Annotated in this window: 21 protein-coding genes; 2 read left to right on the forward strand and 19 right to left on the reverse strand. The window is 41.4% G+C overall.

Features of this window, described 5'->3' with window-relative positions:
- Positions 1-265 precede the first annotated feature (265 nt).
- The 5 genes from gltS (CCC71_RS10530) to CCC71_RS10550 form a co-directional block, all read right to left on the reverse strand.
- Positions 266-1579: a sodium/glutamate symporter gene (gene gltS, locus CCC71_RS10530; RefSeq protein WP_296333577.1), complete on the reverse strand. Its 1314-nt coding sequence runs from the start codon at positions 1577-1579 to the stop codon at positions 266-268.
- 399 nt (positions 1580-1978) lie between these two features.
- A complete protein-coding gene (gltS, locus tag CCC71_RS10535; protein WP_296333579.1) occupies positions 1979-3280 on the reverse strand; it encodes a sodium/glutamate symporter in 1302 nt (433 codons plus the stop codon).
- A 178-nt stretch (positions 3281-3458) separates the two neighbouring features.
- A complete protein-coding gene (locus CCC71_RS10540; protein WP_021842163.1) occupies positions 3459-3764 on the reverse strand; it encodes a helix-turn-helix domain-containing protein in 306 nt (101 codons plus the stop codon).
- 216 nt (positions 3765-3980) lie between these two features.
- Positions 3981-5258 (reverse strand): nucleobase:cation symporter-2 family protein, encoded by a 1278-nt coding sequence (locus CCC71_RS10545; RefSeq protein ID WP_295241044.1) that lies wholly within the window; start codon positions 5256-5258, stop codon positions 3981-3983.
- A complete protein-coding gene (locus CCC71_RS10550; RefSeq protein ID WP_021842161.1) occupies positions 5258-5626 on the reverse strand; it encodes a CGGC domain-containing protein in 369 nt (122 codons plus the stop codon). The genes CCC71_RS10545 and CCC71_RS10550 overlap by 1 nt, the downstream gene beginning before the upstream one ends.
- A gap of 409 nt (positions 5627-6035) precedes the next feature.
- Here CCC71_RS10550 and CCC71_RS10555 point away from each other — a divergent pair, with 409 nt between their 5' ends.
- Positions 6036-7190 (forward strand): iron-containing alcohol dehydrogenase, encoded by a 1155-nt coding sequence (locus CCC71_RS10555; RefSeq protein ID WP_021842160.1) that lies wholly within the window; start codon positions 6036-6038, stop codon positions 7188-7190.
- 256 nt (positions 7191-7446) lie between these two features.
- On the opposite strand, the gene CCC71_RS10560 is transcribed toward CCC71_RS10555, so the two are convergent.
- Positions 7447-8349 (reverse strand): LysR family transcriptional regulator, encoded by a 903-nt coding sequence (locus CCC71_RS10560; RefSeq protein WP_021842159.1) that lies wholly within the window; start codon positions 8347-8349, stop codon positions 7447-7449.
- Between the two features lie 863 nt (positions 8350-9212).
- Here CCC71_RS10560 and rpsD point away from each other — a divergent pair.
- Positions 9213-9800 (forward strand): 30S ribosomal protein S4, encoded by a 588-nt coding sequence (rpsD, locus tag CCC71_RS10565; RefSeq protein WP_127059288.1) that lies wholly within the window; start codon positions 9213-9215, stop codon positions 9798-9800.
- A 66-nt stretch (positions 9801-9866) separates the two neighbouring features.
- Here the strand turns inward: rpsD and CCC71_RS10570 are convergent, their stop codons facing one another.
- The 13 genes from CCC71_RS10570 to CCC71_RS10630 all read right to left on the reverse strand — a co-directional run bounded on the left by CCC71_RS10570 (position 9867) and on the right by CCC71_RS10630 (position 23467).
- Complete coding sequence (locus CCC71_RS10570; protein ID WP_226974713.1) at positions 9867-10946, reverse strand: IS30 family transposase; 1080 nt, start codon at positions 10944-10946, stop codon at positions 9867-9869.
- A 124-nt stretch (positions 10947-11070) separates the two neighbouring features.
- A complete protein-coding gene (locus tag CCC71_RS10575; protein WP_226974625.1) occupies positions 11071-12174 on the reverse strand; it encodes a DUF362 domain-containing protein in 1104 nt (367 codons plus the stop codon).
- 202 nt (positions 12175-12376) lie between these two features.
- Positions 12377-13543 carry an ISL3 family transposase gene (locus CCC71_RS10580; protein ID WP_296333430.1) on the reverse strand — a complete coding sequence of 389 codons (1167 nt, stop codon included), beginning with the start codon at positions 13541-13543 and terminating at the stop codon, positions 12377-12379.
- A gap of 319 nt (positions 13544-13862) precedes the next feature.
- Positions 13863-14363, reverse strand: a complete 501-nt coding sequence (gene queF / locus CCC71_RS10585; protein WP_127008807.1) for a preQ(1) synthase — start codon at positions 14361-14363, stop codon at positions 13863-13865.
- 117 nt (positions 14364-14480) lie between these two features.
- The gene (locus CCC71_RS10590; RefSeq protein ID WP_021842155.1) at positions 14481-15059 is read right to left on the reverse strand and encodes a QueT transporter family protein; all 579 of its coding nucleotides are present in this window, start codon (positions 15057-15059) and stop codon (positions 14481-14483) included.
- Between the two features lie 163 nt (positions 15060-15222).
- Positions 15223-16101 (reverse strand): 2-oxoacid:ferredoxin oxidoreductase subunit beta, encoded by an 879-nt coding sequence (locus CCC71_RS10595; RefSeq protein ID WP_156705494.1) that lies wholly within the window; start codon positions 16099-16101, stop codon positions 15223-15225.
- A 1-nt stretch (position 16102) separates the two neighbouring features.
- Positions 16103-17854, reverse strand: coding sequence for a 2-oxoacid:acceptor oxidoreductase subunit alpha (locus CCC71_RS10600; protein WP_156705492.1), 1752 nt, complete (start codon positions 17852-17854; stop codon positions 16103-16105).
- 665 nt (positions 17855-18519) lie between these two features.
- Positions 18520-19308 (reverse strand): tRNA pseudouridine(38-40) synthase TruA, encoded by a 789-nt coding sequence (gene truA, locus CCC71_RS10605; RefSeq protein ID WP_021842152.1) that lies wholly within the window; start codon positions 19306-19308, stop codon positions 18520-18522.
- Positions 19309-19320: 12 nt separating this feature from the next.
- Positions 19321-20127 (reverse strand): energy-coupling factor transporter transmembrane component T family protein, encoded by an 807-nt coding sequence (locus CCC71_RS10610; RefSeq protein WP_021842151.1) that lies wholly within the window; start codon positions 20125-20127, stop codon positions 19321-19323.
- Positions 20117-20986: an energy-coupling factor transporter ATPase gene (locus CCC71_RS10615; protein WP_021842150.1), complete on the reverse strand. Its 870-nt coding sequence runs from the start codon at positions 20984-20986 to the stop codon at positions 20117-20119. The genes CCC71_RS10610 and CCC71_RS10615 overlap by 11 nt, the downstream gene beginning before the upstream one ends.
- Positions 20977-21819 carry an energy-coupling factor transporter ATPase gene (locus tag CCC71_RS10620; RefSeq protein WP_226974528.1) on the reverse strand — a complete coding sequence of 281 codons (843 nt, stop codon included), beginning with the start codon at positions 21817-21819 and terminating at the stop codon, positions 20977-20979. The genes CCC71_RS10615 and CCC71_RS10620 overlap by 10 nt, the downstream gene beginning before the upstream one ends.
- 295 nt (positions 21820-22114) lie before the next feature.
- Positions 22115-22450 carry a 50S ribosomal protein L17 gene (rplQ, locus tag CCC71_RS10625; RefSeq protein ID WP_006555680.1) on the reverse strand — a complete coding sequence of 112 codons (336 nt, stop codon included), beginning with the start codon at positions 22448-22450 and terminating at the stop codon, positions 22115-22117.
- A 12-nt stretch (positions 22451-22462) separates the two neighbouring features.
- Complete coding sequence (locus CCC71_RS10630; RefSeq protein ID WP_226974527.1) at positions 22463-23467, reverse strand: DNA-directed RNA polymerase subunit alpha; 1005 nt, start codon at positions 23465-23467, stop codon at positions 22463-22465.
- Positions 23468-23523 lie beyond the last annotated feature (56 nt).

Consider the following 23523-nt stretch of genomic DNA (forward strand, 5'->3'; position numbering starts at 1 on the left):
CCCCCTTAATCCCACTCCTAAAGAAGGAAGGCATTGCCAATACCGAGCGGCAATGCCTTCCTTCTTTTTACTTTATTATTTCCTGACCATATCAGATGGGGTGAACACCCTCAATTACTTACTGTTCTTGACTTGTAAAACCACCGCTTTACTTGCTATACTATTCATATAAGAAGTCGTTAGAGTAAGATGCTGGGACGATGATTGTCCGATGGCGTTCATTACTTGACGACTCTTTTTTACGTAGAAGAACCGTGATTCCAGTTTAATGGGCAAAGTAATTAATAAACCACACAATACAAGGTACCGCAAACAAGTCTACCAAGAAGGCGCCACATAGTGGCACAATGAGAAAAGCTTTAGTAGATGGACCGTATTTTTCAATAACGGCTTTCATATTCGCCATCGCGTTTGGCGTAGCACCCAAACCATGACCGGCCATGCCGGCACACATAATAACCGCATCATAGGATTTCCCCAAAACCGGGAATGCCACGAATATATTATACACAATCATGAAAAAAACTTGCGACATGAGGATGACAATCATCGGCAATGCCAAGTCGGCCAGTTCCCACAATTTAAGGGTCATGAGGGCCATGGACAAGAAGATGCCAAGACACACGTCGCCAATAAGCCCAATGGTCGGATTATGCAATTCAACAAGATTAAATTTGTCGTTGATATTGCGTAATAAAACGGCAAAGAACATCCCGCCCACATAGTTAGGTATAGCAAAGCCGAAAGTACTTTTTACGAAAACGGCTAATTCCATGCCCACGACCATACAGATAGCGATGATAAAACCATGCAGCAGGAATACATGAGCTGCCACTTCTTCACTCACTTCCTTGCCCTCTTCGATTTTTTCAACCGTTAACGCTTCATTCACACTGGTTGTATCCGGATCTGCCACTTGCTCTATCTCTTGAGCTAAACCGGCTGTTTTACCTTCTTCCGCTAATTCTTCGTTTTCAGTGGAGCGCAGATTATATTTATTAAGAAAAAATCTAGCGAGAGGTCCACCAATTACACCGCCGGCCACAACGCCAAAAGTAGCAGCCGCCATGGCCACCGCCGTAGCTCCGTAAACGCCCATAGCTTCCACTTCCGGACCAAAGGCTCCGGCATTACCGTGACCACCTTCCATGGATACGGCGCCCATTAAAACGCCCAGTAGCGGATCAAGACCGAGCACTTTGGACCAAGAAACACCAATTACGTTCTGCATAAGGGACAAAAAAGCACATAGAGCCCAATAATAAAATAATAACTTGCCACCTTTTTTCACCAGTTTAAGACTCGCTATAAGCCCAACGGTAGCGAAGAATGCCAGCATAAACGGCGTTTGCAATATAGTATCCATTTTAACGTTTAAAATATTCGTCTCATGTAGCACTAACATAATCAGGGAAAACAACAATCCACCGGCTAGCGGTGCGGGAATACAGAATCGACTCAAAAAGCCAACTCGATTGACAATAATGCGTCCCAATAAGAGTAGGAAGATTGCCAGCGCCAATGTAGCAATCATATCAAGCTCAATTACCGGAATCCCTTGATCCATAAAAAAGTTCATACTTTCGCCTCCTAGCCAAAACAATATCATTATGGCTAACACCCTATTTACATGTAAGCAGCGGCCCCACCCGGCCGCCAAAGGCTATAGTTATTATGTTAAAGGCTACTATGCTACGGCTCCCCGGATACTACAATTAGTACTATAGCTGACAATCCGACTTCTTTCCACGCTACAAGGGTACTCATAATAAAGCACACCAAATGCTTATCATAATGCGCACCAAAATACTCACAATTTTAAGTATTCGTTATAAATTTAAATTCTCCTGCTACGAATTACGTATAACTCAAAAATATAGAATATATAATTTTTAATCATAGTTCCTACAAAAAAAACCACCGCAGTCTATGAACTGTGGTGGTTTTTACTTTAAACAGGACAATCTCTTCCCACACCTTAATGCGCAAAGTAATTAATAAACCATACGATACATGGTAAGGCAAACAAGTCAATTAAGAAGGCCCCGCAAAGGGGTACGATTAAGAACGCCTTAGTGGATGGGCCGTATTTTTCAGTAACAGCCTTCATATTCGCCATAGCGTTTGGCGTAGCGCCCAACCCGTGACCGGCCATACCGGCACACATAATCACCGCATCATAGGTTTTACCCAATAATGGGAATACAGCGAATAAGCAATAAACAATCATGAACACAACTTGGGCACCTAATACGATGAGCATTGGAATCGCTAAATCAATGAGTTCCCACAATTTAAGGGTCATCAAGGCCATGGATAAGAATACACCTAAGCAATAGTCGCCGATTAAATTAATCGTTTCCGTATGGACTTTAACCACATGGAGTTGATCGTTAAGGTTACGTAAAATTACGGCGAAGAACATGGCCACCACATAACTTGGAAGTGCTATACCTAAAGCAACTTTGAGCCAAGCGGCTACAGCCAAACCTACGGTCATACAAACAGCAATAATCGCGGAATGGGTAAACAAGGAATGAGCCGACACTTCCGATTCAGCGTATTCACTTTCCTGTTTGGCCGATTGGGCTACATTGATATTACCGGAATTAGCCGCTGAAGCTGTTTTACTACCGGCGGCGCCTACGGCAGCACCGTCAGCCAGTTCTATCTCTTCTGTGGAGCGCAAATCATATTTATTTAAAAGATACTTGGCAATCGGGCCGCCGATTAAACCACCGGAAACAAGCCCAAAGGTGGCAGCCGCCATAGCTACCGCTGTAGCCCCAAATACACCCATCGCTTCCACTTCAGGGCCGAAAGCACCGGCTGCACCGTGCCCACCTTCCATCGATACGGCCCCCATTAATACGCCGAGCAACGGATCGATGCCCAATACTTGTGCCAAGGATACACCGATTACGTTTTGCATAAGGGATAAGAAACCGCAAAGAAGCCAATAAAATAACAGCAATTTGCCGCCTTTTTTTACAAGCTTAAGACTGGCAATCATCCCAATAGTGGAGAAAAAAGCCAACATAAACGGTGTTTGCAATAAGGTATCCATCTTAATAACTAAGATATTCGTTTGGTGAAAAATTAACATTAATATAGAAAAAAGCAACCCGCCGGCTACCGGGGCCGGAATACAAAAGCGGCTTAAAATAGTAATGCGATTAACCATTACGCGACCTAGCAGCAATAATAGAATCGCCAATGCCAATGTGGCAATCATATCCAGCTTAATAACCGGAATCCCTTGTTCCCATAGAAATGTCATAGTTTCGCCTCCTGAATAACAATGCCTTGCAACTCACAGAATAAAAAATAATGCATTTTAAGTATACAATATATTACTTCTACTCATCTACATGATTCTCCTGCTTTTTGTATACAAAAAGGCAAAATATAGACTATAAAAAAAGAACCCGCTTACAATAAGCCGGCTCCTATGAAAATTAAATCCAAGAAATTAAGTCTATTAAAATTAAGTCCATGAAATTAAGTCTATAAAAAGCAGAAACAGCATCCTCTTTCTGCTCCAGAACGAGAATGCTGTCAATTGTTACACCAAATAATACACTTAACGCAACCAAGTTGTCTACACGCGGTAAGCTTTGCCCCCATTGCCATCGGTAAATGGCTTGCGGGTCACTAAAACCGAATGCTTCTTGCAAGTCTTTAACGGAGTATCCGCTTTTAATCCGTAAAGCCTGAATCTGGGCGCCTGTTGCTACCATATCAATTGCGGGGAACATCTTCATAATAGTCGCCTCCTACCAATGAATGACCAAGTACCATTTGTTGATTCGCTTGTTAAGTTACCTTTTTATTATAGCGTAAAACCGTATTTTTGTCATTAAACTGCAAGTTCAAACGATGATAGTTGTCCTACCGCAATAAAAGCGTTGTTTTTTCAAAACCCTGAGGCGTTATCTTTATTTAGTTCCTATTATTTACTGTCTATTATTTAATGCCTATCATTTGCTTTCTTTAATCTTATCATAGTTAAACAAGATATTAAGCACCACAGCGGTCAAAGCACCTACTACAATACCACTTTCCAGTAGGATACGCACGGACGACGGAAACTGAGCGAATAAATTTGGCGTTACCGTCACGCCCAGGCCCAATGTAATGGAGCAAGCCGCAATAAGCATCGTGTTCGAATCGGTAAGATCCGCTTTGCCCAACATACGAATGCCGGCCGCACACACCATACCGAACATGGCAACCATGGCACCGCCCAATACAGACGTTGGAATAATCGTTGCCAAAGCGGCGAATTTAGGCACCAAGCCCAATACGACAAGCATAATACCGCATACTACGATTACCGTGGTTTTGCGTACTTTGGATAATTCCACGAGCCCCACATTTTGTGAAAACGTGGTGTATGGGAAGGAGTTAAAAATACCGCCTATAATGGAAGCCAAGCCTTCCGCGCGATAGCCGTGAGCGAGATCTTGCGGTGTTAATTTACGATTGCAAATTTCACCTAAGGCCAAGAACACACCGGTCGATTCCACCATACTTACCATGGCCACAATGGTCATAGTCAAAATAGCGCTGGCGTGGAATGTGGGTAGGCCAAAGTAAAACGGTTGTGGAATATGAGCCCACGTAGCTTCCGCCACCGGCGCAAAGTCAACCATACCTAAGAAGAAGGCCGCTATTGTGCCCGCAATGAGTCCCAGCAATACGGAAATGGCTTGAATATATCCTTTGAAAAGGCGATTTAAAATAAGTATGAAGGCCAACACGGCAAAACCGAGGCTCAAATTCATAACACTGCCAAAATCCGGGCTGCCAAGGCCGCCCGCTAAATTATTCATAGCTACGGGAACCAAGGTAACGCCAATAACAGTTACTATAGAGCCGGTGACTACCGGCGGGAAGAACCGCACTAATTTACCAAACCAATGCGAAATAATAAACACAATAAGACCGGATGTAATGATGGCCCCGTAAATAGCCCCAAGGCCCAGCTCTTTACCAATGGCAATCATAGGAAATACGGCCGTAAAGGTACAGCCCAGCACTACCGGTAAGCCGATGCCGAAAAAGCGATTACGCCACACTTGAAGCAGCGTCGCAATCCCTGACGTCAATAAATCGGCCCCAATTAAATAGGCAATCTGCATAGTCGTCAGATTTAAACTGCTGCCCACGATAATCGGTACGATAACAGCACCGGCATACATGGCCAATACATGTTGCAAACCTAAGAAAAAAGTTTGACTTTTACGTAATTCCATTATTCTGCCTCCTTCGGCTGACGCGCTTTTAATTCTACCGCCATTTTGCCCTTACCTTTACCATCCGGACTGCCATGCGTATAGCCGACTACGTCAAAATATTCGGCACAAGCATCGGCAATGGTCTCGTAATCTTCGTTTTTACTCTTCGTACACGTTGAAATATGCACCACATCCACACCTTTTTTGCGAAGGGTTTCCAGCTTTTTCGTTAAATCACCGCCGGAATGGCTAAATCCGACTAATTCAATCTCTTCCCCTTCATAGCGGGCAAAGGAATCTTTCTTACCCATGAATGCCCCTAAACAACCGCCGCAAGAGCAACGCTGCATCGTATCTTCATTGACTAAAATAGCTATTTTTTTCATATATCCACCTGCGTTTCTTACAATCAACTTAAACTTTAACAATTATTTAAAACATCTGAGTAATTCTAAAACCTAATTATCTTAGTTTTTCTAATCGACTTAAAACTTTTACTTCACAAATCGTGAAATTATTGTTTAAATCACACTTTTTCGAAGATATGTCAAATACCCTTTACTCATAAATAAGACATATTTTTTCATGTATATACGAACAAATTAACACATAATACCTGTATATTATATAACAATCCGCCTAAAATCGGTGTTGCTCCGGCTTCATTTTCAGCGGCTTTACTATTTAAATTATTCATAGTTAAAATCACTTTTATACATTGTTTTAATCTTGAAAAAAGCGTACAATACAAATATAAACACCGTTCAAATTATGTAAACATTAGGAGGTAAATCCATGGCTTATGCAACATTTCGAATTCCACACACCATCATTCATGGCGACGATGCCCTCACTCATCTCTCAAAATTAGAAGGCAAACGCGCTACAATCGTAACCGGTGGCAACTCCATGCGCAAATTCGGCTTTCTTGACGAAGCTAAAGCCCAACTTGAAAAGGGTGGTATGGAAGTTCAAATCATTGACGGCGTAGAACCGGATCCATCCATCAAGACTTGTATCGAAGGCGGCGCTAAAATGGCCGAATTCCAACCGGATTGGATTATTGCCTTAGGTGGTGGCTCCCCTATGGACGCAGCCAAAATCATGTGGGTATACTACGAATACCCTGGCTATGATTTCATGGAACTTGTGAAATTCAACTTCCCTAAACTACGCACTAAAGCTCGCCTCATCGGTATCCCATCCACCAGTGGTACTGCTTCGGAAATCACGGCTTTCAGCGTAATTACCGATACGGACAACAACATTAAATATCCATTAGTATCCCCTGATTTAGTACCGGATATTGCTTTATTAGACAGCCGCATTCCATCCAAAATGCCGCCGCTCATTACAGCGCAAACCGGTATGGACGTAATGACGCATGCTGTTGAAGCTTATGTATCTACAGCAGCCGATGATTTCACCGATCCATTGGCACTCCATGCTATTCAATTGATTTTTGAATATTTGGAAACAGCTTACCAGGAACCTGACAATATTAAAGCACGCGACAAAGTACATAACGCCTCCACTATGGCCGGCATGTCCTTCACCAACTGCTCCTTAGGTATCGTTCACAGTATGGCTCACAAAATCGGTGGTGAATTCCACTTAACTCATGGCGAAGCTAATGCTATCTTGTTACCATACATCATTCAATACAACAAAAAAGCTACCCAGAAATATGCTCAATTGGAAGGTATTCTCGGTATTGAAAACCTTGAACGCGCCATCTGGAACCTCAATAAACGCTTAGGCTTAAGCAAAACGATTAAAGATGGTTTAAATACTGTTATTCCGGAAGACAAATTCTTAGCCGTTCTCGATCGTATGAGCGAACGCGCTCTTGAAGACGCTTGCACGTTGACTAACCCACGTAAACCAACCGTAGAAGATATTAAGAAAATCTACGAAGCAGCTTACTACGGTAAGGATGTAAACTTCTAAGATACGTATTACTTATCGGGTATATTACCTAACGGGTATGTCTGCCCCTATTATTTAGTTAGGTCTATATATCCGGCAGCACTTAACTAGGCATTATTTAGGGAGATGAGCATACGTCACTATGCTCAGTTATCTAATTACTTCCGAATTCCAAATAAAATAATGCAACAAACGCGGTTTGACCGAAAGGTACAAACCGCGTTTTCATTTGATGAGACAAACTTATGTAAAGCACAAAACTAATTTTTCCCCAAAATCAGCCGTTAACTCCTACTTTTTGAACAATGTAATCCATAAACGTTTTCATTGTTTCCCATTTAGAGTTGTTGTTACGATATACAAAGCAAACCTGAAGATTTAACGGTTTGGCTAATGCATAGATACCATCCTTAATGCCAAGTGCATCCAATAAATGACGGGAAATCAAAGACCCCGCTTCATTGCGCTGACAATAATCAATCATGGCATACGGATTAGATAAACGTACCAAATGTGGTAAGGACTGACGTCCTTCTTCCGAGAAGTAGGATTTCAAACGATGGCTCATGAAATATTTTGGTGGATACATAACCATTGGATAATCCAACAATTCTTCAGTGTTCAATACTTTACCGGCCGGTAATTCGCGCTTAGGCGCATAATAAACTACAGAATCTTCACGGATAGCAATACTTTCATAGCTACTCATATCTTTATTATTTGGCAAGTAGCAAGTACCAATGTCAATGCGGTTTTCACGCAAATCCAGTAACATTTCTTCTTCTTCCATGTCATAAATGGAAATAGAGAAATTGGGGTTAGTCTGTTGAAAATACGATACATGCGCATTCATACGCACATCACCGATACTCCGCAAAATACCTACGTTGAGCATAGGCCGTTCTAACTTATTGGCCAAACGAATGCTATGAATAGCACGTTCCAGTGTTTCAATAATATGCTCTGCTTCCGGTAAGAATTTCTCACCTTCCGCTGTAAGGCGGCTACCACGGGTAGAGCGAGCTATTAATTTTACACCAACTAAACGTTCCAGTTTTTTCATCTGCGCACTAAAAGCAGATTGTGTAATATTAGCAGCTTGAGCAGCTAACGTGAAGTTACCCATTTTACTATAGGTTATAAAACTTTGTAACTCTTGCAGAGTAGGTAGTTCATCCATCTTATCATCTCCTTTTCATGCATTACATATTCATACATTCATAATAAGTATAAAATTCCCTCAACGACTGATGAAGGTAGTCTCTCTTCTTTAACCTTAGTATACCATGTATTGATTCAGTTAGAAAAGAGATATGTACAAAAATTTTATAAATTTATCGATACTTTCGAACATTAAATGATGACATTGGCGGTATTATTCAAAACATTTATTAGATAATTTTATTCATTCATTTATAAATCCTCTTAATCAACGAAAAATAACTATACCCAATCAAACAAGTATGGATATTTTGTGCTATATCCCCTATAAGTTACTTGATAATAATCTACGCATCACTTCTCATGATTTTTTCATGTTTATAAGATACAACGAATATTGAAAGTAGTTTTCTTTATAAAAATATTGAATAAAATTTGTGATAATGCAATTTTAAAACTTTCGTTTTTCACGCAATTTTATAAAAAATCTCAGAATTTTGTATTGATTTATAATACTATTCACTTGAAAAACACATTCATCCTCATCATGAATACTTTTTGAATATTTATTAATTCATAACCTAAAGCAAAGTAAAATTCTTAGACTAAGAGCAATAAAAAGCGCACCTAATTGAAAATAGTCGATATATTTACTTCAAGTTAGCAGGAGTTTTCAAAAGGATAACAGATTGTCACTAACCTACCAATAACCTTATAATAACCTTATGATGACCGTATGACAACCTTATGATAACCTTGCAATAAACTGCAGATATTTAGGCAATATAAATTGACAGTTAGCCTCGTATATGCTATCATTATTGGGTATCTTATTAGGATACAGATATTATTTTTTTATTTTTACTATGAGGTGATAAACACATGGCAACGAGAAGAGAAGCACGCTTTAAGTTATGTCGTCGCTTCGGTGTGAACGTTTTCGGTCACTCCAAAGCTTTAAAGCGCGTAAAGAAGGACCAACGTCAGAAAAAAATGTCTGAATACGGTTTACAATTATTAGAAAAACAGAAAGTTAAAGCTTATTACAACTTGCTAGAACGCCAGTTCGTACGCTATTATGATAAAGCGAAAAAAATGCAGGGTGTTACCGGTGAAAACATGTTAGTATTGTTGGAATCCCGTCTTGACAACCTCGTATATCGCATTGGCTTCGGTAACTCCATCCGTCAAGCACGTCAGATGGTTAACCATGGCCACATTCTTGTTAACGGCCGTCGCGTAGACATTCCTTCCTACCAGTGCAAACCTGGTGATGTAATCGAACTTCGCGAAGCATCCCGTGACAACGAAATGTTCAAAACAAACTTCCAGGAACTTCGTTCTTTCGAACTTCCTTACATTACTAAAGACTTGGAAGCCTTCAAAGGTACTTTCAACCGTCTTCCTGAACGTTCCGAACTTCCTATCGAAGTTAACGAAACGCTCATCGTCGAATTGTACTCCAAATAATAAGTACTTTACGCAGAACGCAAAAGAGCAACAGCCGAGGCTGTTGCTCTTTTTTATTTTAAATTGCTAAATTGCAATATCAAATTGAACACTTTGTAAATCCACTAACTTCTTAACTTCTTCAACAAAGGCTTCTTGCGGCGTACGGTAATTTAGGATCTTACGAGGTAAGGAATTACACCAGTCGGTTGCCCGGCGAAGTGTTGTTTCGGATACGTCACGAATTGGTGTTCCTTTAGGAATAATGCGGCGTAATAAACCATTATGTCGTTCATTAGAGCCACGTTCCCATGCGGCATATGGATGAGCAAAAAAGATCTGTAAATTCTCTGTTTCAAGTTCAGTAATAGACGCAAATTCAAGGCCATTATCAGCTGTAATTGTCTTGCAGAGTTGCTGTAATGAAATATCGGTACTAAAGCCTAATAGCCAGTTGTGTAGCGTGTTTTTTATGTCAACTGCTTTAGCGGAAGGTGACCGTAACGTTACATAAATTCGTGTTTTACGTTCTAATAGAGAGATAATTACTTCATCATGCTTATCTTTAATGCCTCGAACGGTATCGAGTTCCCAATTTCCAAATTCCTCGCGAGTCAAAACAGATTCATCACGTAGTTCAATAGACTTACCTAGATTTTTCTTGTGCTTACGCGTAATAGCTTTACGCATTGAACGGCGTAGCACTAGCGGTAAATCCATTGGTTTAACGCGGAGAAGGTCTTCATGAAGGTAGTTATATAAAGTTTTAGTAGACACCATTTCATTACGTACAAACAAGCACTTACGCAATGCATAGCCTACGGCAGCATCAAATGACCATTTATGCTCCAATACCTGGTCTTCAACCCAAGTAAGAAAAGGTGTAATCATACCGGCTTTTCGAGTATTAAACGAGCCTTTACGAGAGGTTTCATACTTTGCCTGTCCATGATCGGCTAGATACACCATGACCCGTTTACCAGCCTTTATTTGTTCAACAGTACCTCGTTGAATTTCAGCATGAATGGTTGTACGAGAACGGCCTAAAGCTTTAGCAATCGACAGTTTTGAAGCACCCGCTTGCAATTGTTTTTCAATATGAAAGCGTTCTGCGTAAGATAAGTGTTTGTTTGTACGTAATGATGTGTTATGATTAATAGAGTCCATAGTGATATCGATACCTCGTGTATAAGATTTTAGATTAGAGACCTTAATCATAACACAAATCGGTATTCACTATGGATTTTTTTATGTGTTCAATTTCATTGTACAATTAACCTTTTATTTTAAATTATTTTACTTCCACAATTTCATAACTTCTGGAACCGAGGCCCATTTGTTCAGCACGTTTCAGGGCCGCTTCCCAGTCCGTATTCGGCGAAATAGTATGGAAATGATCCCAACTCTTTTCTTCCGCTTCGTCAAGCATACTGCCCGGCATTGGTGGTTGCGCATTCACTTTATCGACACAAGCCTGATCGAGCGCTACGAGGTCATAGGATGCCATAATCCCTACATCCGGTACGATTGGCATATCATTTTCACCATGACAGTCACAATATGGCGATACGTCCATAACAAAGCTGATATGGAAACGCGGACGATTGCGAACGACAGCGGCTGTATATTCCGCCATTTTTTCACTCAATACGGTATTGGCTTCATCCCATTTCGGCGAAATAGCATCAACCGGACATACGCCGACACAGCGACCGCAACCTACGCATTTTTCTTCCGTAATGAAGGATTTGCCGTTCGTTACATGCACCGCATCATGAGCACAATACTGTTCGCATTTATGGCAACCTACGCAGATTTCCTGCTGCACGAAAGGTTTACCGGCACTGTGCTGTTCCATTTTGCCAGCACGGGAACCGCCGCCCATGCCAAGGTTTTTAATAACGCCGCCAAAACCGGCTGATTCATGACCTTTGAAGTGAGTCATGGAAATGATGATGTCTGCGTCCATCAAAGCTTTACCAATTTTAGCTTCTTTGACATACTTCCCATCCGGAACCGGTACCAATTCTTCATCTAAGCCTTTTAAGCCATCGGCGATGATTACATGAGCCCCCGTATTGTACGGATTAAAACCATTCTGGTAGGCCGATTCGATGTGATCGATAGCGTTTTTACGACCGCCTACATATAATGTATTGCAGTCTGTCAGGAACGGTTTACCACCTAATTCCTTAATAATTTTCACGATACGTGCTACATAAGGCGGTTTAATATAAGCTAAGTTTCCCGGTTCGCCAAAGTGCATTTTAATAGCTACATATTTATTGTTAAAATCAATTTTGTCCATGCCCGCACGGCGCACCAACCGTTCCAATTTGTCCAAAAGACTTTCTCCTACGCGTGTGCGCAACGATGTAAAATATACCTCTGACATACCTATGTCACTCCTTACCTGTTTACCTAAACGAATTTGCGGTCGTTACCCTACGACCTAACCTATATCTTTATTATACTCTATTTATTATCAGATAGGTATCAACTAAATATTTTTTATAAAAAACAGCCATGAGTCTTAACGATAATGAGGACTCATGGCTGTTTTAGGCTCTTTGTCAAATTTTGGGGCGCTAAAGAGTCTATGCACTTTGAGGAAGGACATGCGACATAACTGTTGCGTGTCCTTTTCTTGCATTGATGAATAAAATCCGGTTTCGGAAGTAGTGGAAGTTCCGTATCCCAAAAGAGCAACGTTTTAAAACTTTAATTTTGTTGTTGCAACCCTCGGTAAAGCCGTTTGAATATGGTAAGGTTAAGGCATTAATAATTTCGTCGCTCCAAGAGGAGAACGTTTTTAAGAGGGATTGAAATTCAGATAGTTCAGAGTCAAAAACTAATGAAAGCCATTCATTTATGGACCTTAGAATATCGCGCCTCCGTTTAAATTTCAACACTGTATGGAAGGTATATTTTAGCATATAGGCACGGTGTAATCTCGATGAATAGTGAAACATATCCATCAGTTTTGCATATTCATTGTCAGTTAAATCCTTAAAATGTTTAGTCAATATTCGCTTATTCGTTTTGAAGGTTCGGCTTGCATTAGTTAAAGTATTTTGCTCAGCTTTACGCACTCGCTCAAGGGCAAAGGTCACCAGCCGGATTAAGTGGAATCTGTCAGCAACAATATGAGCTTTAGGGAAGCATTGCTTCATGACGGAGCGGAATTGGAGGGACATGTCCATTGTGATGTATTTTACGTTGTTTCGTACGTGTCTTGGGAATTGCAAAAAGTACTGTATTAGCTTGACTGTATCTCGTTTAGGCAGAATATCCAGTATTTTATGGTCAGTAGGATCGGTAAGGATGACCTGGTATTTTTGGCCGGCTGCATTGCCTTTAAATTCATCAATAGATAATACCGAAGGTAATGTCTTGGGCCGGCTATAGTTAATTTCCTTAAAAATGCGAATAACTTGAGTTACGCTAATATGACAATGTTTAGCAACTGCTGTTAGAGATTTTACCTCTGACAATTCAGTAATGACCACTTCTCGTAGTCGGGGGGTAGTCCTAAGATAGCGCGTAGAGAACTCTGTTTTTTCATTAAACGTGCGTCCGCAAGTGCAGCTATACCGGCGTTGACGATAGATAAGGCGAATCGGCTTTTCATTGGTTGTAGTGTGGCGGATTGTACGATGTGTATAGCCTTTTATACGCGTTGTTTCCTTATGGCAATTAGGACAAACATGAGGTTTTACCGGCACCATCACATGTAATACATATTCTTCTGAAGTTTCTCTCATATTTTGGATATGTGAATCTTTTATTCCGAGCATTTTTCCTATATAATTAAGACTAGACATATTGAATAAACATCCTTTCGTTAATTGTTAGCACCTTTATTGTATCGGATTTTATTCAATATGTCTTTTTTTGTGCAAAAAAAGTAGGCGCCAAGAGGACACGCAACTAGCGTTTCTCTTTAGCGCCCCAAAATAAATTATAGAACCCTGTTTTAAGTATTCAGTTAATTCTTTTGCTTAATACTCATTTTAATAGAGATTTTATTACGATTCTTCACGTAATAAAATTAGCGTTTTAACGTTGTGCTAAGTATTCCTTTTAGCGATAGGCCACCCGTTCCGGCTGCATATCATGGAAATGAAGACGTTCTTTGGCTACTTTTTCCCATTCAGTGCCCGGTTTGCCGTAGTTTGCATACGGATCGATAGCAAGACCGCCACGTGGCGTAAATTTGCCCCATACTTCGATATATTTTGGCTCCATGAGCTTAATTAAATCCTTCATAATGATGTTTACACAGTCTTCGTGGAAATCACCGTGATTGCGGAAACTGAACAAATACAGTTTAAGCGATTTACTTTCTACCAGACGTTCATCCGGCACATAGGAAATGTAAATGGTCGCAAAATCAGGTTGCCCCGTCATCGGACAAAGACTTGTAAACTCAGGACAATTAAATTTTACAAAATAATCATTGCCCGGATGTTTATTGACGAATGATTCAAGCACTTCCGGTGCATAGTCCATAGGATACTTGGTTTGTTGACTGCCAAGGCCGTGTACGCCCTGCAGTTCTTCACTGGTTCTTCCGCTTGCCATTAACGGCACCTCCTTACACAGTTTTAATAGTAAAACTAATTACATAGTATAGAATTGGTAATTATTTAGAGTGCAATTTCATGTTTGTGTAGTTTGTATGCACCATAATTATTCGTATTATAAACGGCTGGCTTCATTCACATCAAGTATAGCTTCTTCATCGCCGGCAGCCGCTTCAGCTGTTTTAACAGTCTCTTTCTTAGATTGTACCACACCGAGCATGGTACCGGCATAGCGTTCTAAGCCGTTAACAATAAAAAAGCTCACTACTGCAGAAATGCCCTGCCCCACTAATAGTGAAGTTACGAGTAGTAAATACGGTAAATTCAAAATCGGTGCCAACCAAAGTGGCACTACCAAACTGGGAACCAATGTAATAAAGGGAATGACAATCCAATTACCGAGGCCGCGTTTTTTACCATACGCAATACCGCCGGCCGTCATAAGACCTACCAAGCAGCCACCGATGGCATCAATCGGCCCTAAACCGCCCATAAGCAAGTTACTCACCAAATTACCGATACCGAAGGCCAGTACGGAAAACGGGAATAAGGCGGCTAAACCGTATAAAGCCGTAGCAATACGCACTTGATACTGCCCGAAAGCAAATCCTTGCGTCATCATCATAATCACAATATACATGGCTAAACAAAGCCCTGAAATAGTCAGCTTTTTTGTTGTACTTAAAGTATTCATTTTTATAATCTCCTTAGTTTTATTTAAAGACAGGATGGTTACGAACTGTCTAACAGTAAACAGAGTAACAGGCGACACCTTGGTATCGCCTGTTACCGATACAAGCGCTATGGCACCCGGTAAGACGTCACATCACTTGTTAAAATTACTGTTGTCGTACATCTTATTTGAATTCATTGCACAAGCCGCGGAACATGGCAGCATCAGGTTTTACTACGTCATGAACCAAAGCACGTACATGAGAACCACCGTTAGCGGCAGCCATTGCTTTTTCGAAGGATGGTTTCGTCGTATCTTGGTAGATAAGACCGGTCAACAAGCCTTCATGTTCGCCCAATGTTTTAAGGGCAGCGGCACGATCGGTAGGATCATAGCCTTCAATCGTCGTTAAGGACGTTAAGTTTTCTTTGAAGTAATCATAACCGTTACGTTTGTTGTAGGTTACGCAAGGACTAAATACGTTGATGAAAGAGAACCCTTCATGCTGCATGCCTTGTTTAATCAATTCAACGAGTTCCGCACGATTAATCATGTAGCCTTGCGCTACGAAAGTAGCACCGGAGGCAATTGCTGTTTCACAAATTGGCAATGGAGATTCAAACGAACCATGTGGGGACGTTTTAGTTACAAAGCCAATATCGGAACGAGGGGATGTCTGACCTTTGGTCAAGCCGTAAACATGGTTATCCATAACAACGTAAGTAATATTTACATTACGTTTGAATGCATGAATCGTATGGCCCATGCCGATAGCGAAGGCATCACCGTCACCGCCGCAAACAACAACATTTAAATCTTCATTAGCTAATTTTACCCCTTGAGCATAAGGTAACGCACGACCATGAGTCGTATGAGCACCGTATGCATAGAAGTAACCACCAATACGGCTGGAGCAGCCGATACCGGAGATAACGGCTAAATTATCCGGACTAATATCAAGCTGAGCTACCGCATCGGTAATGGCAGCCTGTACCCCATAGTGCCCACAGCCGGGACACCAGTTAGGGCGAATATCATTTCTGTAATCGGTCACTTGTGCCATATTATAAAACCTCCTTAATTGCTTTCTTCACATAGGTTGCTGTGAATGGATTACCATCATATTTTAAGCAACTATGGAGCTTACATTTATTAGGCATATTAATACGGAAAATATCAGCTAATTGAGCCGTTGCGTTTTGTTCGCAAATAACAACTTTTTTAGCTTTTTCATAGAATGGCATTAACTGTTCTTTAGGGAACGGTTTAATCAAGCGAAGTTGTAAGTGGTTAACTTTAACACCTTCAGCTTCAAGTTCAGCTGCTGCTTCTTCAATAGCGCCACGGCTGGAAGCAATACCGATTACCAATACATCACATTCATCATGTTTTGCATTGTTAAGGAATGGTTCATATACTTCGGCAACTGTGCTCAATTTACGCAAGCGTTTGTCAGTCTGGCTAACGTGCATAGTCGGAGCTTCAGCAGGTTTACCTTCTTCATTATGTTCAAGACCGGTGGACAAGAACATACCGTTCTTCATACCAGGAATAGTACGAGGGGAAATACCGTCTTCAGTCAATTCAAAACGTTTGAAGTAATGAGGACGTTCCAATGCAGGTAAGTCTTCTTCTTTCATCAGTTTACCGCGTTCGATAGGTACACGGTTCAAATCAAAGGAAGGAACGGACTGTTTGTTAAGGCCCTGTTGTAAGTCAGGCATAAAGATTACCGGACATTGATACATTTCAGCCAAGTTGAATGCTTTTTGAATTTCGTAGAAGCATTCTTCAATGCTGGTTGGGGAAATAACAATATTGGCATAGTCACCATGAGCATTATGGCAAGCAGCGTTGATATCGGAAGTTTCTACTTTAGTAGCCATACCGGTGGATGGGCCGGAACGTTGTACATCGATAACGAGCATAGGAAGTTCCGCCATAGAAGCCATGGATAAGGATTCAGCCATAAGGCTGAGGCCCGGGCCGGAAGTACAAGTGAAACCGCGAACGCCTGCATATACACCGCCCATAGCAGTCATACAAGCAGCAATTTCATCTTCTGTCTGAACAACGGTAGCGCCGATATGGTCCATTTTCTTAATCATGTATTCCATAACTTCAGACGCCGGCGTAATCGGATAGGATGCCATGAAACGGGAACCTGCCGCAATAGCACCTAAAGCCAAGGCTTCATTACCCAATAAGAACATCTGGTCTTTTGGTTCCGGAACAGGTAATGTATCTACGTCGCCTTCGCCGCGTTTTTCTACGATAAGTTTGTAACCGTCTTCAAAAGCGTTTAAGTTTTTGTCGATTACATCTTCGGCTTTCTTCGCAAAACGAGCGGCAATCGCTGTTCTGAACGGAGCTTTGTCAAATCCTAATAGAGCAACCGACATACCTAAAGCAACAATGTTACGCATTAACAAGGAACCTTGCTTCATGGCGGTTTCGGTAATAGGAACGGCTAAGCAAGTGATTGGCTCACCTTCATATTTGGAGAAGTCCGGGTTAACTTTGCTGTCGCAAATAATATAACCGCCTTCACGAACTTCTTTGCCGTGCATGTCAACAGTTTCCTGATCCAAAGCAACTAAGAAGTCGATGGATTCGCCTACTGTCATGATTTGCTCAAGAGCAATACGCAATGCAAACGTTGTATGCCCACCTTTAATACGGGAAGCAAATAAACGTTGGCTGTACAAAGAGTAACCCTCTTTAGCTAAGATTGTGGCCATAATTTCGCCGCAGCTTTCGATACCTTCGCCCTGCTGGCCACCCATTTTCCAGATAAAATCTTTACGTTTTTGCAAAAGATTCACCCTCCTTAGGATTAACATTACTTGGTATAGTGGATCTGTTAAATCTTTCAACTACTTTACATTTTAACATTTTTATACAAAATCATCAATCATCATCAGCTAAAGATAAATTATGCCTATGCCTTGGATGCAATCCGCTAAATTCGCTATATTATCGTAATATTCTATAGTGTATAAAAAGTGAAGCATTAATCACGCAATACATATTAACTCATCACCACAGAATATTTATTCACACAGTATTACTATTAAACAGCCGCTTTAAAGTACTCAATGGTAAGACTTTTTCATTAGAAATAGCCTTACCATAATGATTTTTCATAAAGTTAAGCATTAAATCGGGCAACAAAGACAAGCAAAATAGTAAAAATTTTACAACTAAACTTTTGCATTTTATTAATTTTTTACTTATGTATATAAGTAAACTGCTAAATTGCATTTTCGAATTAGAAATGACTTGAAATACGCTATAAAGGAATATAGTCAAATTCATAGTCAAATTCTAAGCTCAAATCTTGACTGTATTCAGTAAGCTATGAGCAAATGATATATCCCTACAAAATAGTTCGTCTTTAACGCTTTACAACGATTTAATTGCTGCTCGTTTTAAACATAATTCTAAAAAGTTAAGGTACTATATGCTCAAACTTTTGCCATTATGCTTGCAAGCTGTCAATAACCGCTTGGCGTCGTTCTTCGTCAAAGAAGATTTCCTCCAAACAGAGCCCTTGTGGCGGTGCCGTTTTACCGATAAGCCGCCGATTGCGAGCGGCTAACAGTTCCGGTATCTTAGCCGGCTCGATTCGCCCGAGCCCTACATCCACCAAAAGCCCCGCTATATTTCGCACCATATGATACAAAAAGCCATCCCCGATAACGTGAATATACACGGCCGGGCCGTTAAACTTTAAAGACACGGCAAACATAGTTTTTACCGGATTAGCCGGCGTTGAATTAGCGCCCTGTAAAGTAGTAAAGTCATGCGTTCCTTCCAGCGCTTTAGCCGCTGCCACCATAGCCTCGCGATTTAGCGGCTTTTTTACATGCCAGTGAAAGCGCATGCCAAGGGGATCTTCAATGACATCATTGTGAATAGTGTAGATATATTCCTTCCCTACTATTTTCCAACGGGGACGCCAATCTAACGGTATTTCTTCCGCCCGGCGAATTACAATAAAAGGCGGTAAATGTGCAATTAAAGCACGTGTCAGGTTTTCCACGGGAACACGCCCGGTTGTAAAAAAGGTCACTACCTGAAACTTAGCATGCACGCCTGCATCAGTGCGCGAAGCGCCATAAATAGAGATGGGCTCATTACACACTTTAGTGAGCGCCGCTTCCAAGCAGTCCTGCACCGTAATGCCGTTAACTTGGCTTTGATAGCCGTTTAATTCCGTGCCGTCATAAGCAACGATTAAACGAATATTGCGTTGTTCTGTCGCCAATGACAACCCTCCTTAGCCAATCGGCACAAAGCGTAAAACTAATAGTACTACAGTAATCACCAGTACGCCGGCAATGCCGATGTAATCATAACTTGTAATGGTTAATTCTTTCATGCGCGTACGGTTTTCACCACCGCGATAACAACGTGCTTCCATAGCTACCGCCAATTCATCGGCACGACGGAAGGCGCTGATAAAAAGCGGTACCAATAAAGGCACCATATTTTTAGCACGTTTTACCAAACTACCGGTCGTAAAGTCGGCACCACGCGAAGCTTGAGCCTTCATAATACGATCCGTTTCTTCCAACAAAGTGGGAATAAAACGTAGGGCAATGGTCATCATCATAGCGAGTTCATGAGCCGGTACACCGAAACGGCGGAACGGATTCAAGAGATGCTCAATCCCGTCAGTCAAACGAATTGGTGATGTTGTATACGTAAGTAATGACGAGAAAATAATCAAAAATACCAAGCGGGCCGCCATATAGCTACCCATGCGCAAGCCTTCTTCACTGATGTGTAAGAAGCCGTACTGCCAAATCATCGTGCCCGGTGTTGTGAAAACATGAACACCCATGGTAAATACGATGATAATCCACAGCGGTTTAACGGAGTTCCAAACGAGGCGCATCGGTAAGCGCGATAACGCCACCGTAAATAGCGTAAACAACCCTACCAGCGTATATGCCAAAGTCGTTTCCGCCAAGAAAATAGCTATAATAAAAATCATAGTCGCCACAATCTTAGCGCGCGGATCCATGCGATGCAAAAAAGAGTCGCCCGGAAAATATTGTCCGATAGTAATATTACTTAGCATGATTTACCTCCTTTAAAGCAACTTCAATCGCCTTAACAGCATCATCTACGGAGATAACCTGCTGCGAAACCGGTAAGCCGCGGTCACGCAAATATTCCACCAACTTGGAAACAGGAGGTACATCCACACCGGCAGATTGCAATTCCTGTCGTTTGTTCATAAAAATGTCGATAGGTTTACCATCAAGCTGAATCTTACCGTTATCGATGACGATAAGGCGATTCGCCATGCGCGAAATATCTTCCATATTGTGAGATACGAGAACTACGGTAATGCCTTTTTTAGCATGTAAGTCGATGATTTTTTGGAAAATCTCTTCACGACCAAATGGGTCGAGGCCGGCCGACGGTTCGTCCAAAATAAGATAACTTGGATTCAGTGCTACCACGCCGGCAATAGCGACACGGCGCATTTGTCCACCGGAAAGTTGGAACGGCGAACGATTAGCGTAGGTTTCGTAGTCAAGTCCTACAAAGTCCATCGCTTCCCGTACGCGGGCGTCTACTTCATCGGCGCTGAGTCCTAAGTTCTTCGGACCAAAAGCAATATCTTGCGCAATCGTTTCTTCAAATAATTGATGCTCCGGATATTGGAACACCATGCCTACTTTATGACGCATTAATTTGGCTTCTTCTGTCTTAAGCGCCGCATCGACACCATCGATAGTAACCTGGCCCGTCGTCGGATGCAACAGCCCGTTCAGATGCTGTACCAAAGTGGATTTGCCGGAACCGGTATGACCGATGATGCCCACAAAATCGCCTTCATTGATTGTTAAATTAATTCCTTTCAGCGCTTCTTTGCGAAACGGCGTATGTTCCCCATACACATAAGAAACGTTGTTTAAAATTATTGGCATAATTGGTCCCCCAATTCTTCTTCAGTAATAATTTCATTCGACAGACTTACCCCATCGAGTCGCAATTTAGCGGCTACTTCTGCTGCCACCGGCACATCCAGGCCTAACTCTTTAAGCATCGGTACCTGTGAAAAGATTTCACGTGGTGTACCGTCATGCAAGAGTTTACCGTTTTTCATTACCACCACACGGTCCGAAGTCACCGCTTCTTCCATGAAGTGCGTAATGTAAACAATCGTAATGCCTTCTTCTTTATTTAAACGATGGACTGTCTCCAATACTTCTTTACGTCCTACCGGATCAAGCATAGCCGTTGGTTCGTCCAGTACGATGCAATCCGGTTTCATAGCCAATACACCGGCAATGGCGATGCGCTGTTTTTGTCCGCCCGATAAAAGTCCCGGGGAATGAAGGGCATAATCCGTCATATTAACACTGGCCAAGGCTTCATCCACCCGGCGGCGAATCTCAGAAGGCTCTACACCTAAATTTTCCGGTCCGAAAGCCACATCTTCTTCAACTACGGCGGCTACAATCTGATTGTCCGGATTTTGGAAAACCATGCCCACATGCTGACGAATATCCCACAAATTTTTAGGATCCTTCGTGTCCATGCCAAGTACGGTAACAGCCCCTTTGCTAGGCGTCAACAAAACGTTAAAATGCTTAGCTAAGGTACTTTTACCACTGCCGTTCGTGCCGATGATACTTACAAATTCCCCTTTACGAATGGCGAGGCTCACATCATCAAGGGCATATACTACATTGCCGGACTCATCTTGATAGGTATGACTCATGTGTTCGGTTTGTATCATTATATCCTGTGTGCTCATAATATCCTCAAATCTTAGTAAATTTATATGATTAAACTCTAATATCACTATATTGATAATATAAAAATAGCAACGATTCGTCAACCTATTAAATTGTTTAGGTTGTCAATATCGTTTCTATTTGTATATTACCAATTTTGAAGGTATTCCCTCAAAATTAGAAATATTTAGCCTCACGCCACATCAGCCATAACTAATCCTATCGTAAAAAACAGATATCTCATTATAGCACAGTATTAACGAGCATAAAAAAGCGGTGTTGCTAACATCCGTTGCAACACCGACTTCTTAATTATTAAACAAGCTCGATAAGTGCTAATGGAGCCGCATCGCCTTTACGAAGGCCAAGCTTAATTACACGAGTGTAACCGCCCTGACGATCAGCATATTTTGGAGCAATTTCGTCAAATAATTTTTTTACTACATCTTCGTCCATGAGGTATGCAAGCACCTGACGACGAGCATGAAGATCACCACGTTTTGCAAGGGTAATCATCTGGTCAGCTAAGCCACGTAATTCTTTAGCTTTAGCTTCAGTCGTTTCAATGCGATCATACTGGAAGAAAGATGTTAACATACCGCGGAATAAAGCTTTGCGAGCAGAGCTGTCACGGCCTAATTTTCTATACATTAGTCATCCTCCTTATTCGCCTTTTTTCTTCAAGTAAAATGGTCCCAAAGGATGTTTCTGAAGTTTTTCTTCAATTTCATCAATGGATTTTTTACCTAAATTACGTACCTTACCTAAATCATCCATACTCTTATCCAAGAGGTCCGCAATTGTATTGATGCTTGCGCGTTTCAAACAATTGTATGCACGAACGGATAATTCCAAATCGTCGATAAGGATTTTAGATGGACCGTCATCATCCGGTACATCTACGCCGCCCACTTCGCCTTTACCGTCCAAGTCACTATTTTCACTTGGAACGTCAAATTCTTCAACCGAATGAGCAAGCTTGGTGAAGTTTTTCAAATAGCCAATCATAATATTAGCCGAACGTGCTACTGCTTCCGCAGCGGTAATGGAACCATTGGTAACAACTTCGAGAGTTAATTTATCAAAGTCCATTTCATTACCTACACGCACATCACTTACTTCATATTTCGCACGAAGAATTGGAGAGAAGATGGAATCGATTGGAATACGACCGATTACATCATCATCTTTTTTATTCTTCGTAGATGGCACATATCCTTTACCACGTTCAATGCGAACATCCATTACGAGATGAGCCACTTCATCCATCGTAGCGATTACGAGGTCAGGATTTAAAATTTCTAATTCCGGTGGACAGAATCGTTCCAATTCACCGGCTGTTAGAACGCCCTCTTTCTGAATATCTACGTGGAGATCTACTGGCACTTGTGCTTCGCCGTCAAGACGGAAACACAATTGCTTGAGGTTTAGGATTATATCCGTTACGTCCTCACGAATACCAGGAATTGTAGAAAATTCATGAAGCACACCATCAATTTTAATAGAAGTGATAGCTGCTCCATCTAAAGACGAAAGCAGAATTCGACGTAAGCTGTTACCGAGCGTAATCCCGTAGCCGCGATCTAATGGTTCACAGACGAATTTACCATAACGACCGTTGTCGCGTACTTCAACTTTCTCGATTTTTAATTTCTTTTCTTCGCTCATCAGGACAATCCTCCTATAAAACACGTCGTCTATCTATAGTATATCATAGCAATCGC

Source organism: Veillonella sp. LMAG:90 (assembly GCF_008679445.1).
Lineage (GTDB): Bacteria > Bacillota > Negativicutes > Veillonellales > Veillonellaceae > Veillonella_A.